13 protein-coding genes are annotated in these 15,372 nt (G+C 52.3%); 4 read left to right on the top strand and 9 right to left on the bottom strand.

The window, feature by feature from the left end:
- Window positions 1-61 precede the first annotated feature (61 nt).
- From ACLTX1_RS04995 to ACLTX1_RS04985, 3 genes are read right to left on the bottom strand one after another with little or no spacing between them, the layout of a single operon-like run.
- Window positions 62-1,132, bottom strand: a complete 1,071-nt coding sequence (locus ACLTX1_RS04995; RefSeq protein WP_412330549.1) for a Ger(x)C family spore germination protein — start codon at window positions 1,130-1,132, stop codon at window positions 62-64.
- Window positions 1,129-2,232, bottom strand: coding sequence for a GerAB/ArcD/ProY family transporter (locus ACLTX1_RS04990; RefSeq protein ID WP_412330548.1), 1,104 nt, complete (start codon window positions 2,230-2,232; stop codon window positions 1,129-1,131). The genes ACLTX1_RS04995 and ACLTX1_RS04990 overlap by 4 nt, the downstream gene beginning before the upstream one ends.
- On the bottom strand, window positions 2,229-3,686 hold the full coding sequence (locus ACLTX1_RS04985) for a spore germination protein (protein ID WP_412330547.1): 1,458 nt from the start codon (window positions 3,684-3,686) through the stop codon (window positions 2,229-2,231). Before ACLTX1_RS04985 ends, ACLTX1_RS04990 begins: the two co-directional genes overlap by 4 nt.
- A 110-nt stretch (window positions 3,687-3,796) precedes the next feature.
- Here ACLTX1_RS04985 and ACLTX1_RS04980 point away from each other — a divergent pair, with 110 nt between their 5' ends.
- Window positions 3,797-4,492 (top strand): DUF421 domain-containing protein, encoded by a 696-nt coding sequence (locus ACLTX1_RS04980; protein ID WP_343284391.1) that lies wholly within the window; start codon window positions 3,797-3,799, stop codon window positions 4,490-4,492.
- Entirely contained in the window at window positions 4,489-4,869 is a 381-nt protein-coding gene (locus ACLTX1_RS04975; RefSeq protein ID WP_343284392.1) for a DUF4363 family protein, read from the top strand. Before ACLTX1_RS04980 ends, ACLTX1_RS04975 begins: the two co-directional genes overlap by 4 nt.
- Window positions 4,870-4,923: 54 nt before the next feature.
- On the opposite strand, the gene nrdR is transcribed toward ACLTX1_RS04975, so the two are convergent.
- Window positions 4,924-5,385 carry a transcriptional regulator NrdR gene (nrdR, locus tag ACLTX1_RS04970; protein WP_176821179.1) on the bottom strand — a complete coding sequence of 154 codons (462 nt, stop codon included), beginning with the start codon at window positions 5,383-5,385 and terminating at the stop codon, window positions 4,924-4,926.
- Window positions 5,386-5,628: 243 nt separating this feature from the next.
- Here nrdR and abc-f point away from each other — a divergent pair, with 243 nt between their 5' ends.
- Both abc-f and mtaB read left to right on the top strand, forming a co-directional pair.
- On the top strand, window positions 5,629-7,557 hold the full coding sequence (gene abc-f / locus ACLTX1_RS04965) for a ribosomal protection-like ABC-F family protein (RefSeq protein ID WP_308448348.1): 1,929 nt from the start codon (window positions 5,629-5,631) through the stop codon (window positions 7,555-7,557).
- A 19-nt stretch (window positions 7,558-7,576) separates the two neighbouring features.
- On the top strand, window positions 7,577-8,869 hold the full coding sequence (gene mtaB, locus ACLTX1_RS04960) for a tRNA (N(6)-L-threonylcarbamoyladenosine(37)-C(2))-methylthiotransferase MtaB (protein ID WP_308448349.1): 1,293 nt from the start codon (window positions 7,577-7,579) through the stop codon (window positions 8,867-8,869).
- Window positions 8,870-8,988: 119 nt separating this feature from the next.
- Here the strand turns inward: mtaB and ACLTX1_RS04955 are convergent, their stop codons facing one another.
- From ACLTX1_RS04955 to ACLTX1_RS04935, 5 genes are all read right to left on the bottom strand, one after another.
- On the bottom strand, window positions 8,989-9,828 hold the full coding sequence (locus ACLTX1_RS04955; RefSeq protein WP_308448350.1) for a putative manganese transporter: 840 nt from the start codon (window positions 9,826-9,828) through the stop codon (window positions 8,989-8,991).
- A 139-nt stretch (window positions 9,829-9,967) separates the two neighbouring features.
- A complete protein-coding gene (locus ACLTX1_RS04950) occupies window positions 9,968-10,222 on the bottom strand; it encodes a DUF6171 family protein (protein ID WP_308448351.1) in 255 nt (84 codons plus the stop codon).
- Entirely contained in the window at window positions 10,222-11,688 is a 1,467-nt protein-coding gene (locus tag ACLTX1_RS04945) for an alpha-N-arabinofuranosidase (RefSeq protein ID WP_308448352.1), read from the bottom strand. The genes ACLTX1_RS04950 and ACLTX1_RS04945 overlap by 1 nt, the downstream gene beginning before the upstream one ends.
- A gap of 476 nt (window positions 11,689-12,164) precedes the next feature.
- Window positions 12,165-13,556: an MATE family efflux transporter gene (locus ACLTX1_RS04940; protein ID WP_308448353.1), complete on the bottom strand. Its 1,392-nt coding sequence runs from the start codon at window positions 13,554-13,556 to the stop codon at window positions 12,165-12,167.
- Between the two features lie 244 nt (window positions 13,557-13,800).
- Window positions 13,801-15,372: a polysaccharide biosynthesis C-terminal domain-containing protein gene (locus ACLTX1_RS04935; protein ID WP_412330546.1), complete on the bottom strand. Its 1,572-nt coding sequence runs from the start codon at window positions 15,370-15,372 to the stop codon at window positions 13,801-13,803.

The raw sequence follows: 15,372 nt of genomic DNA, 5'->3' as shown, positions 1-15,372 counted from the left end.
CGATTTGCAGGCTTTTCCTATGCGCTCTGGCGACCGATTGCTATAAAGTGCAGCTGTTGCTCTAAAAATACGGAATGTCCTCCTCTTCCACGCGCTGTACTTCGGCAGTGACGTGAAAGGTAATTTCGGCTTTTGAGAGCTTTTCTGTGCGGCTTTCCCCCATTTCACGCCACACATTTGGCGCGGTGCGGAAAATGACTTCGCTGAGACCTGCGGCATCGGCTCCGTTTGCGGCTTTGAGATAAGCGGCGATGCGTTCCTCAGTGCAGTTGGCAAGGGCAGTCTCAAAGCGCGGAAAGGCTTCGTTCCCTACGTGCTTTGCGGTATTTGTGACGGCAGAAACTTCGGCGATAACATGAATTCTGGCGGTAAACTTGGGCTGTTCTGCTGTGCCTGTGAAGATAATGTTGCTGTTTGTGCTGCGGACTCTAAGCGATACCGTGCCGAAAGCTTCGTCTTTTACGGTGAATTCGCCACCAGAAAGTGTACCCTGCAAGGCACTAAGCCCCTGTGTTTCCGCCGGCGTGAGCACGGCGCACAGGCGGTTGCTTTGCAGAAGGGCTGTGCCGACGGGCGTGGGCAAATCATCGGCGCGCAGAACGGGCAGCGCGGCAGTGGTGTTTATGCCGTAAAGACCGTTTACAAGCTGCAGCAAATTCACGTCTGCCGCGGCCCCGCTGTATTTTGCGCCGTTTGAAAGCTGCATGAAGCGTTCGGCGGTGAGATCCGTCTGTAACAGGACGCTTTCGGCGGTATCTTCTGCGAGGAAAACTTTGGCGGTCGGGCGGGAATCGTAGTGGCGGATAAAGAAATCCAGTTGTTCGGCGATACCGCTTTCTGCGCATTGCATACCGAAAAGGATGGCGGCGTTGTGCGAATACAGCGGCGTGCGACCGCTTTCGAGCGCGATTTGACTGAGCGCTTCGGGGACGGTATCGCCCTCACCGGAAAAGGTGCTCTGCCCTTCGTCCTCCGTCGTTTCGGAAGCGAGCACCGTCACGCGGCAGCCGGTTGCCGTGCGGTCTACGCCGATTGCGCTGATGAGCAAGCGCTCGTAAAGCTCCGGCGCGCAGCCTGAAGCAGTGAGCGTCAAAATGAGCGAAAGTAAAACGGATGTGAGTGTTTTTTTCATGCGGCGCGTCTCCTCTTCTTTTTGATGCAATCGAAAAACCAAAGCAAACTCGGCAGCATAGCGCCGGTCAAAACGGAAAACGGCAGCAGATACGCGGTGCGGAACACGGCCCCGACGCGTGCGGCGGAGTCTGTGAGCCATAGGGACAGAACTGCTGTCAGCGCGGCTATGAGTGCCGTCAGCCACGCGCGCGGGCGTGTCGGGATAGGTGTCATGCACACGGCGATGCAGAATAATCCGCAGGCAATACGCACGATGAGCGCCATCATACTGATGCCGATGAAAAGCGCGTCCAGCCGCTGAATACCGGCAATCTCCGCGATGGAAGCGAGCGTGTATGCGGGGAAAACTTGCAGCGCGGCGTACTCGCCGAGACACGAGACGATGAAAAACAGAAGCACACCCAAAAACACGGTGATGCCGCCGTTCCAAACGACAAAGCCGAGCACGCGGTGGCTTTTACCGCTTTTTGTATCCGTATTTGTAAGAAACGGCATCAAAACGGCAAACTCGGCAAGGGAAGAACAGCGCGCCGTGAAGACAAGAAACCCCTGTACGGTTTGGTCTATGCCGTCATAGAAAAGCGGCATGAGATAATGCGGCGTGACGTTCGGCGAGACGGCGAGAGAAATCATCCCCATGCCGAGCATGAACAGTGTGAAAATGCATACCGAGGCGCGCGAGACGGTTTCTATACCGCGAATGGCACCATAAAGTGCAATGCCGAGCACGACAAGGACGATGGAAAAACGCGAAGCGACGGGGTCTGTAGTGTTGACGAGCAGCGTCAGAAAAAGCGAAAGACTGAAAATGTTCATCACTATAAAATAAAGCGCGTAAATTGCGGACATCGGTACAGAAACACCGCGGCCGCAGTTATTCTCTGCGATTTGCAGAAGCGATGCTTCCGGGTGGCTTTTGTGCAGCACGAAAAGCGGCAGAGAAAACACCGTAAGGTATAAAAACAGCCCGAGCGAAGAGAAAATACTTTCAATCAAATTGCTGCCGCCGACGGTTTGCACATTGATTGTGATGCTGATGATGACACGTGAAAGAAACAGCATAAGGTAAAGCTGCAAAGCACTGATCTTGGTTTTCACAGGTGCTTTTCCCCCTTTCCCGCGCCGGGCATGTGTTGTACGGAGGCGTTATGACGCACTAATCGTTTCCATCCCGCGCGTACAAGCACATCCCGCATGGCGGAAAGCCGAAATGGTGCGACCGGGGCCAAAAACGGCACGGAAAAGCTTGTTTTGCCGCAAAGCTCGAATAATAAAAACGTAAAGCCTGCAAGCACGCCCCATACACCCCATATACCGCCCACCAAAATAAAAGTAAGACGCAGCACAGCCATGGGCTCGTATAATTTCGGAACCGTGTACCCGGTAATGACCGTGACGGCGATGACGACGAGCGACGGTGCACTGACGAGCCCTGCGGAAACGGCGGTCTCGCCGATGACAAGACCGCCCACGATGCCGACAGAGCTGCCGAGCGGTTTCGGTACGCGCAGTCCGGCTTCGCGCATCAGTTCATACATAAAGTAAAGCAAAATCGCTTCTAACATGACGGGAAACGGCGTACTGCGCTCTGCCTGTGCAATGGTAACGAGCAGTGTTTCCGGCAGCAGCTCCGGGTCGTGTGCGGCGATGCCGACATACAGCCCCGGCAGAAAAATCGCGAGGAAAAACGCGATGTATTTCAGCCAGCGCGTGAACGTGGCGTAAAACGGACGGTTTGCATAATCGTCGGCGGTCTGAAAGTTTTCAACGAAGAGATACGGCACGTAAAGCGCTGTGGGCGTGCCGTCTATAAGCAGCCCGATGCGCCCCTCATGCAGTTTGCCGCATAAGGTATCGGGGCGCTCGGTAAAACCTATGCGATCAAAAATCGCGGGACGCTCCAAGTAACCCGCCAAATATCCTGCTGCGAGCACGTCTTTTAGATTACATGCGGAAAGCCGCTTTTTGAGTGTGTTAATGATCTTCGGGTCCGCGATGTTTTTTAAATAGCACAGCGCAGCCGGTGTTTGGCTCTCTTCGCCAACCGTCACCTTTTCAAATTTGAGCTCGGTCGTTTTGAGACGGCGTCGTAAAAGCGAAATGTTTGTCTGGTAGGTTTCCACAAAGCCTTCGCGGGGGCCGCGCTGCATAACTTCCGTATCGGGCTCATCCACCCCGCGCGCAGCAAAGCCCTGCGTGCCGAACGCGAGCGCTGTCGGACAGTTATCGAGCAGCAGCACCGCAAAACCGTTCATCATGCGTTCGAGCACTTCGCTGACGGTGGAAAGCTCGGCTTGCTCTACGGCGCACAGCACGTTTTCTTCGATAAACAAAAGTGTTTCTTTGCCGTTATCCGTCGGAATTTTCGCGCGCATCAACGGATTTAAAATGCTCAAAGTAATGTGCTGCTTGCTGACGAGCCCGTCCATGGTGAGCAGCGCGGCCGGTACCGTGCCGACCATAAATTCGCGCTCGATATAATCCATGGCGTTTTCAAATAATCCATTTATATATGTTACGTTTTCCTTTAAGTGTTCAGATAAGTTTTCCATCAGCAGTTTCCTTTCCGCATGGTTCTCCTGTGTAGATTTTACAGAAAGGCCGTATTTTATACGCCCGAAGACGCATAATAGCGACGAAGACATACGGAAAGGAAAACGCCATGTTTATTTCGTTTGTGCGCACAATCATCTTGTATTTTATGATTATTTTGGCCGTTCGCGTTATGGGCAAACGGCAGATCAATCAACTGCAAACGAGTGAATTGGTCGTGACGCTGCTCATCTCAGACCTTGCGGCGATCCCGATGCAGGACAGCGGACAGCCGCTTTTCAGCGGGCTCATCCCCATTTTGGTGCTCATCGCGCTCGAGGTGCTCGTTTCGGTTTTCATGCTTAAAAGCAGCCGTTTTCACCGTTTGGTGTGCGGCAAGCCGGTCGTCATCATCAAAGATGGGCGTATCATTCAGGAAAACATGCAGGAGCTGCGCATGAGCGTAGAAGACCTTTTTGAGCAACTGCGGCAAAAGGATATTTTTGTGCTTTCGGATGTGGCATATGCCATTGTAGAGACGAACGGCACGCTGAGTGTCGTTAAAAAAGCCGCCGTCGATTACCTGCGTCCGAGCGATATGGGCGTGAAAGTGAAAGACGAGGGCCTTGAAGTCGTTGTGGTGAGCGACGGAGACCTTTCTGTGGGCTCTATGCACTTGTGCGGCAAAAATGAAGAGTGGATACACAGCATATTAAAAAGCGAAGCCGTACCGCTTTCCGAAGTGTTTATTCTAACGGTAAACACAGCCGGCCATTATACGCTCATTCGGCGGGACGGCAGCCTAAAAAAGGGAGTGAAAAAATGAAGCGCATGACCTTTTCAATCGTTTTGGCGGTATTTGCTGTGGCGGTGTGTATCTTTGGTTACTGCAACACGGCAAGATCTGCGAATACACTGATTGTGTCCGCGGAAAATATCGACCGGCTGCTTTCCGACGGCGAAGCGGAAAAAGCCTTGGAGGAAAGCCGAAAATTGCAGGCAGACTGGGAGAAAATACACGATAAACTGTGCGTTTTCCTGCCGCACGAGCATTTGGAGCCGCTGGAAAACATTTTTGCCGTGCTGCCCTATTATATTGAGCAGGAGGAGGTGTCCTTAGCGCGCGCCGAATGCCAGATGGTGAAAAACACGGCGGAGCACATTCAAAAAACAGAGCGCATCGCATTTGAAAATGTGTTTTAAAGCAAAAAACAGCAGCCCCATATCGCGTTGGGACTGCTGCTACATAATCTGAATTTATCGGTTGCGCTCGGCCTTAATCTTATTGAGCTCATCCATGAACGTATTGATGTCTTTGAATTCACGGTAAACGGAAGCAAAGCGAACATAGGCGACTTCGTCGACCTTCTTGAGCTTATCCATGGCATAAGTGCCGATGAGCGTGGATGGCACTTCGCGGTCGAGCGAGTTTTGCAGGAGCGTTTCAATCTCGTCTACGATGCGCTCCAGTGTTTCAAGCGGTACCGGGCGTTTTTCGCAGGCGCGCAGAAGGCCGTTCAACAGCTTGTTGCGGTCAAAAGCCTCACGGGATTTATCTTTTTTTACAACGACCACCGGCACAGTCTCAATGACTTCATAGGTCGTAAAGCGTTTTGCGCAGTTTAAGCACTCACGGCGGCGGCGAATGCGCTCCCCCTCATCGGTCGGCCTGGAATCGATGACCTTACTTTCACTGTATCCGCAATAGGGACATTTCATGGAAAACCCTCCAAAGTTCTAACACACCAAATCTGTCTCTTAAAGTAGTGTTATTATACAACAGTTTTCGGGGAAAAATCAAGCGAAACCGCATACTTTTTTCTATTTTGACCTTAAAATCGGAAAGAAACGTCAAATCTCTGCGATTTTCGCCCGCAGGGCGTGATTTTGTCTCGGTTTTTGCTTGATTTGAAGACTATCTTTCGGTATAATAAAACGGAATATGAACCGAGGAGAACAACTATGGCAATACTTACGGTGAACAACATAAAAAAGATGTTCGGCACCGATGTGATCATTCAGGATATTACATTTGAAGTGCAGAAAGGCGACCGTATTGGCCTTGTGGGCATTAACGGCTCCGGAAAGACGACGCTTTTCAAGGTACTGAACGGAGAATATACGGCGGACGAAGGCACCTTTACCCCGGCACGCGAAACGTCCATCGGCTACATGGAGCAACATGTTTGCCGCGATATGGAAAAACCGGCGTTTGACGAAGTGATGACGGTGTTCGCGCCGCTGCTCAAAATGGAAGCAGAAATAGAAGTGCTCACGACGAAAATTTCGGAAATGCCGGAAAACCTTAACGAGCTTATCGAAAAGCAGGCGGAGCTAAACGATCGTTTCATCGCAGACGGCGGCCTCACCTGCCGCAACCGTGCAAAAAGCACACTCATCGGCCTCGGCTTTGCGCCGGAGCAGATTTATGCTCCTATCGGTGTTTTGAGCGGCGGACAGAAAGCGAAAATTCAACTCGCAAAAATGCTGCTCGGCGAATCGAATTTGCTGTTGCTGGATGAGCCGACGAACCACCTTGATATTCCGTCTGTTGAATGGCTGGAGGATTTTCTGAAGAATTACAACGGCTCGTACATCGTTATTTCGCACGACCGTTATTTCCTTGATGCTGTGACGAACCGCACATTTGAGATTGAAAACACGCATTTGACAGAATATAAGGGCAATTATACGAAATATTTGCAGCTGAAAGAAGAAAACCGCCTTGCGATGCAGCGCGTCTACGATAACACCCAGCGCGAGATCAAGCGCATTGAGGGCATCATTGAGCAGCAGAAGCGGTTCAATCAGGAGCGCAACTATGTGACGATTGCGAGCAAGCAGAAGTCCATTGACCGTTTGCAGGCGGCGCTTGAAAAGCCGGAGGATGATCCGGATACCATCAAATTTCAGTTTAAGGCGAGCCAGCGCGGCGGCAATGATGTTCTGGAAGCGGAAGAGCTTGCCCTCTCATTCGGCGACCACAGGCTCTTTAAAAATGTGAATCTCGATATCAAACGCGGCGAAAAGGTGTTTCTCATCGGCCCGAACGGCTGCGGAAAAACGTCATTGCTGAAAGTGCTGTTGCACATTTATAAGCAAACCTTCGGCGATTTCCGCTTTGGCGCGAATATCGACATCGGCTACTACGATCAGGCGCAAGGCAATTTAGATGAGAGTAAGACGGTCATCGATGAGATCTGGGATCTGCACCCCTACATGACGCAGACGCAGGTGCGTAGCGCATTGGCGGTGTTCCTTTTTAAAGGCGAAGACGTGTATAAGCCCGTGAAAGGGCTTTCCGGCGGCGAGCGTGCGCGCGTGCTGCTTTTAAAGCTGATGCTTTCCAAAGCGAACCTTTTGATCCTCGACGAACCGACGAACCACCTCGATATCGGCTCCTGCGAGGCGCTTGAAAACGCACTTCTGGGCTACGATGGCACGCTGTTCGTCGTTTCGCATGACCGTTATCTTATCAACAAGCTTGCGGATAAAATCTACTATCTCACCCCTTCCGGCACAACGCTGTACCTCGGCAACTACGACGCATATCTTGAGGCCCGTCAAAAGCAGGAAGCCGCAAAAGCCGCTGCCGAAGCGGAAAATGAAAACGCTGTGCCGAAAGCCAATACAGTCTATAAACAAAAGAAAGAGCGTGCCTCTGAAATTCGGAAGCGCCGTGCCGCACTTTCGAAATGCGAGCGCGAGATCGAAGCGGCGGAAGCGGAAATTGACACGCTGAACGGGCAGCTCTCCAACCCCGAGACGGCGAGCGATTACGAAAAAATGATGGAAATCACGAATAAGATCACTGAGCAAAAGGCGCTTGCGGACAGTCTGATGAACGACTGGACGGAGCTGACGCTTTGGCTGGAAGAAAACGACGTGTGACGAAAGGAAATTAAAATATATGATGAAAGCAAAGGTCATCACCCTCGGCTGCAAGGTGAACCAGTATGAATCGGAAGCGATGCTCTCTTCCCTTTTGCAGCACGGCTTTGCCGCAGCGGAAGACAAGGAAACAGCGGACGTCGTAATCCTCAACTCCTGCACGGTCACGGCCGAAAGTGACCGCAAGGTGCGGCAGATTTTTCGCCGCGCGAAAAAAGATAACCCGGATGCCGTTATGGTGCTGACGGGCTGCATGGCACAGGCGTTCCCGGAGGACGCAAGGCGACTGGAGGAAGCCGATATTATCCTCGGCACCTCGAACCGCAAGCGTCTGGTGCCGGATCTGCTGGCGTTTCTTTCTGCACGCCAGCGCATCATCGACATTGCGCCGCACACGAACGACGAAAAATTTGAGAATCTCAATGTGGAGAACTTTACAGGCCGCACGCGTGCATTTGTGAAGATTGAAGACGGGTGCAACCGCTTTTGCTCATACTGCATCATCCCCTATGCCCGCGGCCGTGTGCGCTCGAAGCCGCTTGAAGACCTCAAGGCGGAGCTTGCGGGGCTTGGCGCGAACGGCTACAAAGAAGTGGTGCTGACGGGCATCAACCTTTCGGCATACGGACAGGAGTTCGGTCTGCATCTGTGTGACGCCATTGAAGCGGCCTGCGCTACGCCGGGTATTGAGCGTGTGCGCCTCGGCTCCTTGGAGCCGGAGCAGCTTTCGGAAGACGTGATCCGGCGCATGGCAAAGCAGAAAAAGCTGTGCCCGCAGTTCCACCTCTCCTTGCAAAGCGGCTGCGATGCGACTTTAAAGCGCATGAACCGCCACTACACCGCAGACGAATACCGCACCATCGTGCGCAACCTGCGCGCAGCGTTTGAAAATGCTGCCATCACGACGGACATCATGGTCGGCTTCGCGGGCGAAACGGATGAAGAATTTGCGGAATCTTTGGCGTTTGCAGAAGAGATCGCATTTGCGAAAGTACACGTGTTTGCCTATTCCCGCCGCCCCGGCACTCGTGCCTATGACATGGGCGATCAGCTGACGAATGCCGTAAAGGAAGCGCGCAGCCACGAGATGATCCGCGTGACGACCGCAACGCAGCAGGCGTTTTTTAAAGCGCAAATCGGTCGCACGGAGGAAGTGCTTTTCGAGCGTGAGATTCAAAAAGGCGTTTGGGAGGGATACTCCATGAACTATACACCTGTTGCGGTGGCAAGCGGTACGTCCCTTGCGGGCGAGATTCGCTCTGTGCGCATTGAGAGCTGCACCGATACGCACTGCATGGGTGCCGTGTTGTAAAATTCACCTCGAAAGAAGGCAATTCCCTCTCTACCGGAATTCATCGAGGAATACATGTAAACAAAAACGACCGAAAGCGCGGTGCAAAGGCTTTCGGTCGTTTTTGCGTATATTTAAGTTTAGAAAATCAAATTTACAAGCATGCCGGTCACGACGGAGCAGGCGTACAGCGTACCGACGATGGCGAGGTTCTCTTTTACGCGGTGGTTTGTGCGGAACAGCACGACGAGGCCCACGCCTGCACCGGCGCATAAGCCCGCCACGCAGGAGCCGAATTGCAGGCTGCCCAGCGTGAACAGCTCCGTTAAGATCACGGATGCCGCACAGTTCGGAATGAGTCCAATGAGTGCCGTCAGGAACGGCTGAAAGACGCTGCCGTTTAAAAGTAAGCCGGAAATGCGGTCTTCCCCGATAAAATAAATGGCATAGCCGAGCACGAGGTTTACGACGAGGATAAAGAGAAAAATGCTGATCGTGTGGTGCAAGGCGGAGTGCAACAGGCTGTGGTGGTCGCAGTCGCAGTCCGCGCACAGCTCCTCAAACGGTTTCTCTTTTTTAGGGTGGAAAAAGCGCTGTAAAATGAGGTCGGCCAGAAAGCCGAACACGATGCCGGAGGCGACTTTGATGAGCAGCATCGGCAAAATGTACCGCATCTGCTCCGGGTGTGAGAACAGAATCGGCAGGGCTTCATCGCTTGTGGAAAGGAACACGGCGAGCAGTGTGCCGACTGTGATGATGCGTCCGGCGTAGAAATTTGCTGCCGCCACGGAGAAGCCGCACTGCGGCACAACGCCGAGGAGCGCGCCGCCGATGGGGCCGAATTTGCCGAGCTTTTGCAGACCGCGTTCCATTTTGCTGCTTGCACGGTGCTCTAAATACTCAATGAGAAAGTACGCGGCAAACAGAAACGGCAGCGTTTTTAACGAATCGATGAGTGCGTCGAGAAAGACATCCAGCATAAATAAATCCTTTCAAGGTAGAGGTAGCCCGTCGAAACGACGGGATTGCGATGCCCGAAAACACAAAAAGTGGTATACAGGCTTCGAGCCAGTATACCACAATTTTGCCGGATTGACAAGTAAAAATCAGAGCCGATTTTTACCAGATTTCTGCGTTTTTTGCGCAATGTTGGCGCACTTTTGCTGCCCGTACCTCTACAAAGCAGCCGCACAGCGCACACATGCCGTTGACTAAGTGGTCGCATGATGTGCATTTTTTCAAACGGTCTTTGTAAAGTGCATCCGGGGCTTTCTGCTCCGGGGGAATGTTTTCGATATATTCGTAGATCGAGTGAAAATAATCTGTGTCGCTGAGGTCTTTCAGCAAACACCGCCTGCAGGGAATGCGTTCCATCAGGAGACCGTGATTTCCATGACGGCACACGCCGGAATATTGAAGTGCAGGTTGTTGTTTTCAAGCGTCAGCGCGTCGAAATCCGTAATCTTGACGTCTTCGGGATGGTCGAAGTCGTTGTATGCGCCGATAGAGTTTGTCAAAATGCGTGCAGATGCCGTATTGTACTTCTTGCCGGTCAGCGCACAGTCGATCGGGTACGCGGTGTCGGCGGAAATGTTCGCGAGCGTGATATGCACGACGCCGTTTTCGTCTTCCGAGGCGGAAACCGTGAGGTTCGGTACGCCGGCGTAGACCCCCTCCGTTTCGAGGTGGCTATTCAAAAGCGTTGCATCGTGATGGTGCTTATAAAGATCGAATACATGGTATGTCGGCGTAAGCACCATTTTCTCTCCCTCGGTGAGGATGACGGACTGCAAAACGTTTACAAGCTGTGCGATGTTTGCCATGACGACACGGTCACTGTGTGCATTGAAAATGTTCAGCGTTACAGCGGCGACAATGGCGTCGCGCATGGTATTCTGCTGATACAGGAAGCCCGGATTCGTGCCCGGTTCCACATCGTACCATGTACCCCACTCGTCTACGATCAGACCGACTTTGTGCTCGGGATCGTAATGGCTCATGATCTCCGTGTGGCGTGTGATAAGTTCTTCCATGTGTAATGCCTTGCGAACAGTCTCGTAATACATGTCGGTATCAAAGCCTGTTGCAGCTGTTTTCTTCTCCCATGTGCCCGGCACGGTGTAATAGTGCAGGCTGAGGCCGTTCATGTAGTTGCCCGCAATGCGCATGACCTCTTCTGTCCAGTTGTAATCGTCGGCGATGCCCGGGCCGCAGGCAATGCGGAACACGTGGTTGTCGCCGTAATCGCGGACGTAGGTCTGGAAGCGGCGGTAGAGGTCGGCATAATAGGACGGGCGCATATTGCCGCCGCAGCCCCAGTTTTCATTGCCGACACCGAAGTATTTCACCTTCCACGGCTCGGCATGACCGTTTTTGGCGCGCAGGTCCGCCATGGGCGAAATGCCATCAAACGTCATGTACTCCATCCACTCGCTCATTTCCTGCACGGTGCCGGAGCCTACGTTGCCGTTGATGTACGGCTCGCAGCCGACCTGACGGCAGAATTCTAAGAATTCGTGCGTGCCGAAGGTGTTATCCTCCACAACACCGCCCCAGTGCGTGTTGACCATCTTTTTGCGTGTCTCCTTGGGGCCGATGCCGTCTTTCCAGTGGTATTCATCTGCAAAACAGCCGCCCGGCCAGCGCAGCACCGGCAGCTTAATAGCTTTCAGCGCTTCCACAATATCGGTTCGCATGCCGTTTACGTTTGGAATGTCGCTGTTTTCGCCAACATAAATGCCGTTATAAATGCAGCGTCCGAGGTGCTCGGAAAAATTGCCGTAGATATTGCGGTTGATCTTGCTTTTCTTTTCGTCAGTATGAATGGAAAGTTTTGCCATTTTAAAAATTCCTCCACTTAAAATCGGCGATAAGCATCGCCGTGTGTATGTTCAATATAGCATACAAGAGTACGAATGTCAAGAGTTGTACGTACAAATATTTATCGGCGCGCGTCGACCGTCCAATGCTCTGTGATGACATGGTTTTCCGCGACGAGTACTTTAATTCCCAAACCAGCCGAGCACGACGTTTCGTTTTGCGACTTCGGATTGAAGCGCGTGCAGACAATTCAGGTCATTCTCAAGCGCGTAGAAATGCGTTTTGGGGAATTTCTTTACGAGCGAGAGAAACGCTTTAATGTTCGGTCCGACAAGCGGATAGTGAACTGCACCCCATCTGTTAGTATAGTATATCATACTTGTCTAACAAATGGGGTGCAGTTCATTCTTAGCGCGGTGCTGTTTTGTTCTATCAGAGAAAAATAGGTCTGCACACAAAGAAGCTACTCATTTTTCTATACGAATAGGGCTTAAACCTACACATCTGCCGGTTCGGGCACATCGTCGTTGATGATGGACTTCTTCTTCCAACGGCCCATGCGGAACGCGATGGAGGTAAGCACGGCACCCATGACCCAGCTTATGAGCAGGGAGATGAACAGCGCATCTGCAGAGTGCATCAGTGCTGCGAGGCCGTATGCGATCGGCACACGGATAACGATGGTCGTGATGAGGGAGATCCACATTGGGGTCATCGTATCGCCCGCGCCGCGCATAACGCCGGAAAGGATCTGCGTGACGGCCATTGCAATGTAACCGATGGAGAGAATGCGCATCATATGCATGCCGGTATCAATGACGTCCGGCGTACTCGTAAACATTTCCATGAGATAACGGCCGAAGAACAGGATCAGCGCAACAAGTACCACGGAAACGGAAAGGCCGAGCTTTAAGCCGTCCTTTGTGCCCTTTTCCACGCGATCCAAACGACCTGCGCCGATGTTCTGGCCGGTGAAGGTCGTCGTTGCCGTACCGAAGGTGAAGTTCGGCATCATGGCAAAGCCGTCCACGCGCATAACAACGGTGGAAACCGCGATGATCGTGGTACCGAAGCTGTTTGTAAGGGACTGCACGACCAGCATGGCGAGCGAGAACACCGCCTGTGTGAGACCGCTGGGCAGACCCAAACGGATGAGCTGGAACAAAAGCGCTTTTGTCGGCCACAGGGTGCGCCACGTGATGTGCAATACGTCACGCATTAAGAGCAGACGCACAAGACACAGGATGCCGGAGACTGCCTGCGAGATGATGGTTGCCCACGCAGCGCCCGCAACGCCCATTTTAAAGCCCGCGACAAACCAGATATCCAGACCAATGTTCATGCCGCATGCCACGAGCAGGAAAATGAGCGGCATGACGGAATCGCCGAGGCCGCGCAGAATGCCGGAAATAATGTTGTAATATGCGCTGCCGAGAATACCGAGGAAATTGATGATGAGATAATCACACGACATAGTGTAAATATCCTGCGGTGTTTGCAGTGCAGACATGATCGGGTGTGTAATGAGCGGGCCCACGACCATGACGAAGATGGAAACCGCAAAGGTTGCCGTGATCGCCGTACCTGCAGAATGCGAAAGTCGCTTTTTGTCTTTTGCACCGAAACACTGCGATGCCATGATGCTGGCACCGACCGATACGCCCATGAACAGTACAAGCAGCAGGTTGATGATCGGGCCGCTGGCACCGATGGCGGCCAACGCGCTGTCACCCACATAATTGCCGACCACAATGGAGTCCACCGTGCTGTACAGCTGCTGCGCCAAGTTGCCGATGAGAAGCGGTGTGGAAAACCGAATGAGATTTGTCGCCGGGTTGCCCACCGTCATATCCTGCGCTCCGAAAAATGCAGAGAGCTTTCCTGCCATAATAAAGAATATCCTCCTCGCCCTGAGATATACTCGAAATTTGGTGATTTTGCAAGCATATAGCCTTACAAAATCACTTGTGTTTTATTGCTTCCGAATATTCTCCAAAAGATTTAACGCTTAACAGTATATCAAAAAAGGCGAAAGAGGTCAATTAAATGCAAAGAAGATAATTAAATTTTGGTATTTTGCCGAATTTAATGGTTGATTTATAGCGAAATTAGCAAACAATTTCGTCAGAGATTCATAACGCGGAACGGTGTGTGAAAATGCGCTTCTCCCCTATTTTGCGGCGAATGTATTGGCTTTTTTGCAGAACGGTCATTGCCGTTCTGCGCCAAATGGCGAAAAGAACGCGGCGGGCATCACAATCCAGCGCAGAGCCGAGCACGGTAAACAGCAAAAGGCTGAATATGCAAAATACGGCGGCTGATAGGAGCAGCGCGGGATATGAGTTGAGTGGAAGCGGCAGAGCTTTTGCGGAAAACCACAGCAAAACAAACAACGCTCCGCTGCATAAGAATTTTCGGTAAGTACGCCGTGCAGGTGCATGCAGCAGCTTGTGGGATGCGTAGAAAATCATATCGTTCGTGCGATATAAAAGCGCTGCAATCGTCCCGATGAGCACGCCGTACATGCCAAGCGGCACCACAAGCAAAAGCGATATGAGAAGATTGATGACGGATTCGATGACGGAACGGTTCTGCGTTTTTTGAAAATGCCCGGCGTATTCGATGACGCGCTGCGCGGCTGCACGTCCGTTTGAGAGCAGGTACGTGCAGACAAAAAGATGCGGCAAAACGGGATCGAGATACGAAATATCCGTCACACCGGCGGTGTAGAGCTTCAAAAACGGCAGAATGAACACATCAGCCGTGAGATACAGCGCAAATGTGAGCGCCATATTGTATGTTTCAAATGCGCGGTAAAGCCGCAAAAAATGCGCGCGGTCGGTGTGATAGGTTTGCCCCAGGACGAACGACACGCTGCCGTTTATGGCGGAGACTGCCGTGCCGACCATGCCGAAAAGCATCACGTACATGGAGTAGACGCTCGTTGTTTTCAGTCCGCAGACGACAGAGAGCAGTAAAACATCGGTGTTTTGAAAGATGAGCCCAGAGATCTGATGTACGAGCACGGCACGGTGCTGCGCGGTGGCGGTTGTATCGGGCGGCACGGCGCGGTCAAGCCAGCTATACTGTTTTTTGGCGTAGAGTGTGAGCAGTGTGGTTTGCAGTAAGCCGCACAAAAAGCAGAGCAGCTGTACGGCGATGAGCGAAAGTCCGCAAATTAGCAGTATGATTTTGCCGATGCTGATGGAAACAGTTAAAAGCAGGTTGGCGTTGATGAGCACGTATCCTCTGCCCTCCGCCTGCAAAAGCACGCGGTATTTTGCCTGAAACAGAAAGCGCACGGCTTGTCCCATGCCGCCGAGCAAAACCGTGAGCAATACGGTAAAAAACGGCAGTTCGGTTTTGATGAAAAACGGAAACAGCACTGAAAGCCCGCAAACGAGTGCGGCGTAAGCGATGCCGACTTTGGCATATTCCCGGCGAATCGCATTGAAGATACCGCTGACGGCGGCTCTGTCCTGTTCGGCGGCGGGTTTATAAAGTGCCTGCAGCGCTGCCGTGCCGATACCGCTTTCAAGCAGGTCAAGATACACGAGCGCCTGCTGTGTAGCGGAGAGCAGGCCGTTGGCTTCGGAACCGAGCTGTACGAGCACGAGCCGCGGAATGATAACGCCGAGTGCGACGGAAACAAACTGGCTGAAAAGCCCGGAAAAGGCATTGAAAAAGCTCCTTTTGGCACGCAT

It is taken from the genome of Hominenteromicrobium sp., assembly GCF_046974225.1.
Lineage (GTDB): Bacteria > Bacillota > Clostridia > Oscillospirales > Acutalibacteraceae > Hominenteromicrobium > Hominenteromicrobium mulieris.
Note: the sequence above shows the minus strand (reverse complement) of the source record. Positions and strands in the feature narration are given on the sequence as shown.

Coding starts and splice junctions, on each gene's coding strand:
- ACLTX1_RS04995 (WP_412330549.1), bottom strand. CDS start 1,132: ATGAAAAAAACACTCACATCCGTTTTACTTTCGCTCATTTTGACGCTC.
- ACLTX1_RS04985 (WP_412330547.1), bottom strand. CDS start 3,686: ATGGAAAACTTATCTGAACACTTAAAGGAAAACGTAACATATATAAAT.
- ACLTX1_RS04980 (WP_343284391.1), top strand. CDS start 3,797: ATGTTTATTTCGTTTGTGCGCACAATCATCTTGTATTTTATGATTATT.
- ACLTX1_RS04975 (WP_343284392.1), top strand. CDS start 4,489: ATGAAGCGCATGACCTTTTCAATCGTTTTGGCGGTATTTGCTGTGGCG.
- nrdR (WP_176821179.1), bottom strand. CDS start 5,385: ATGAAATGTCCCTATTGCGGATACAGTGAAAGTAAGGTCATCGATTCC.
- abc-f (WP_308448348.1), top strand. CDS start 5,629: ATGGCAATACTTACGGTGAACAACATAAAAAAGATGTTCGGCACCGAT.
- mtaB (WP_308448349.1), top strand. CDS start 7,577: ATGATGAAAGCAAAGGTCATCACCCTCGGCTGCAAGGTGAACCAGTAT.
- ACLTX1_RS04955 (WP_308448350.1), bottom strand. CDS start 9,828: ATGCTGGATGTCTTTCTCGACGCACTCATCGATTCGTTAAAAACGCTG.
- ACLTX1_RS04950 (WP_308448351.1), bottom strand. CDS start 10,222: ATGGAACGCATTCCCTGCAGGCGGTGTTTGCTGAAAGACCTCAGCGAC.
- ACLTX1_RS04945 (WP_308448352.1), bottom strand. CDS start 11,688: ATGGCAAAACTTTCCATTCATACTGACGAAAAGAAAAGCAAGATCAAC.
- ACLTX1_RS04940 (WP_308448353.1), bottom strand. CDS start 13,556: ATGGCAGGAAAGCTCTCTGCATTTTTCGGAGCGCAGGATATGACGGTG.
- ACLTX1_RS04935 (WP_412330546.1), bottom strand. CDS start 15,372: ATGCGTGCCAAAAGGAGCTTTTTCAATGCCTTTTCCGGGCTTTTCAGC.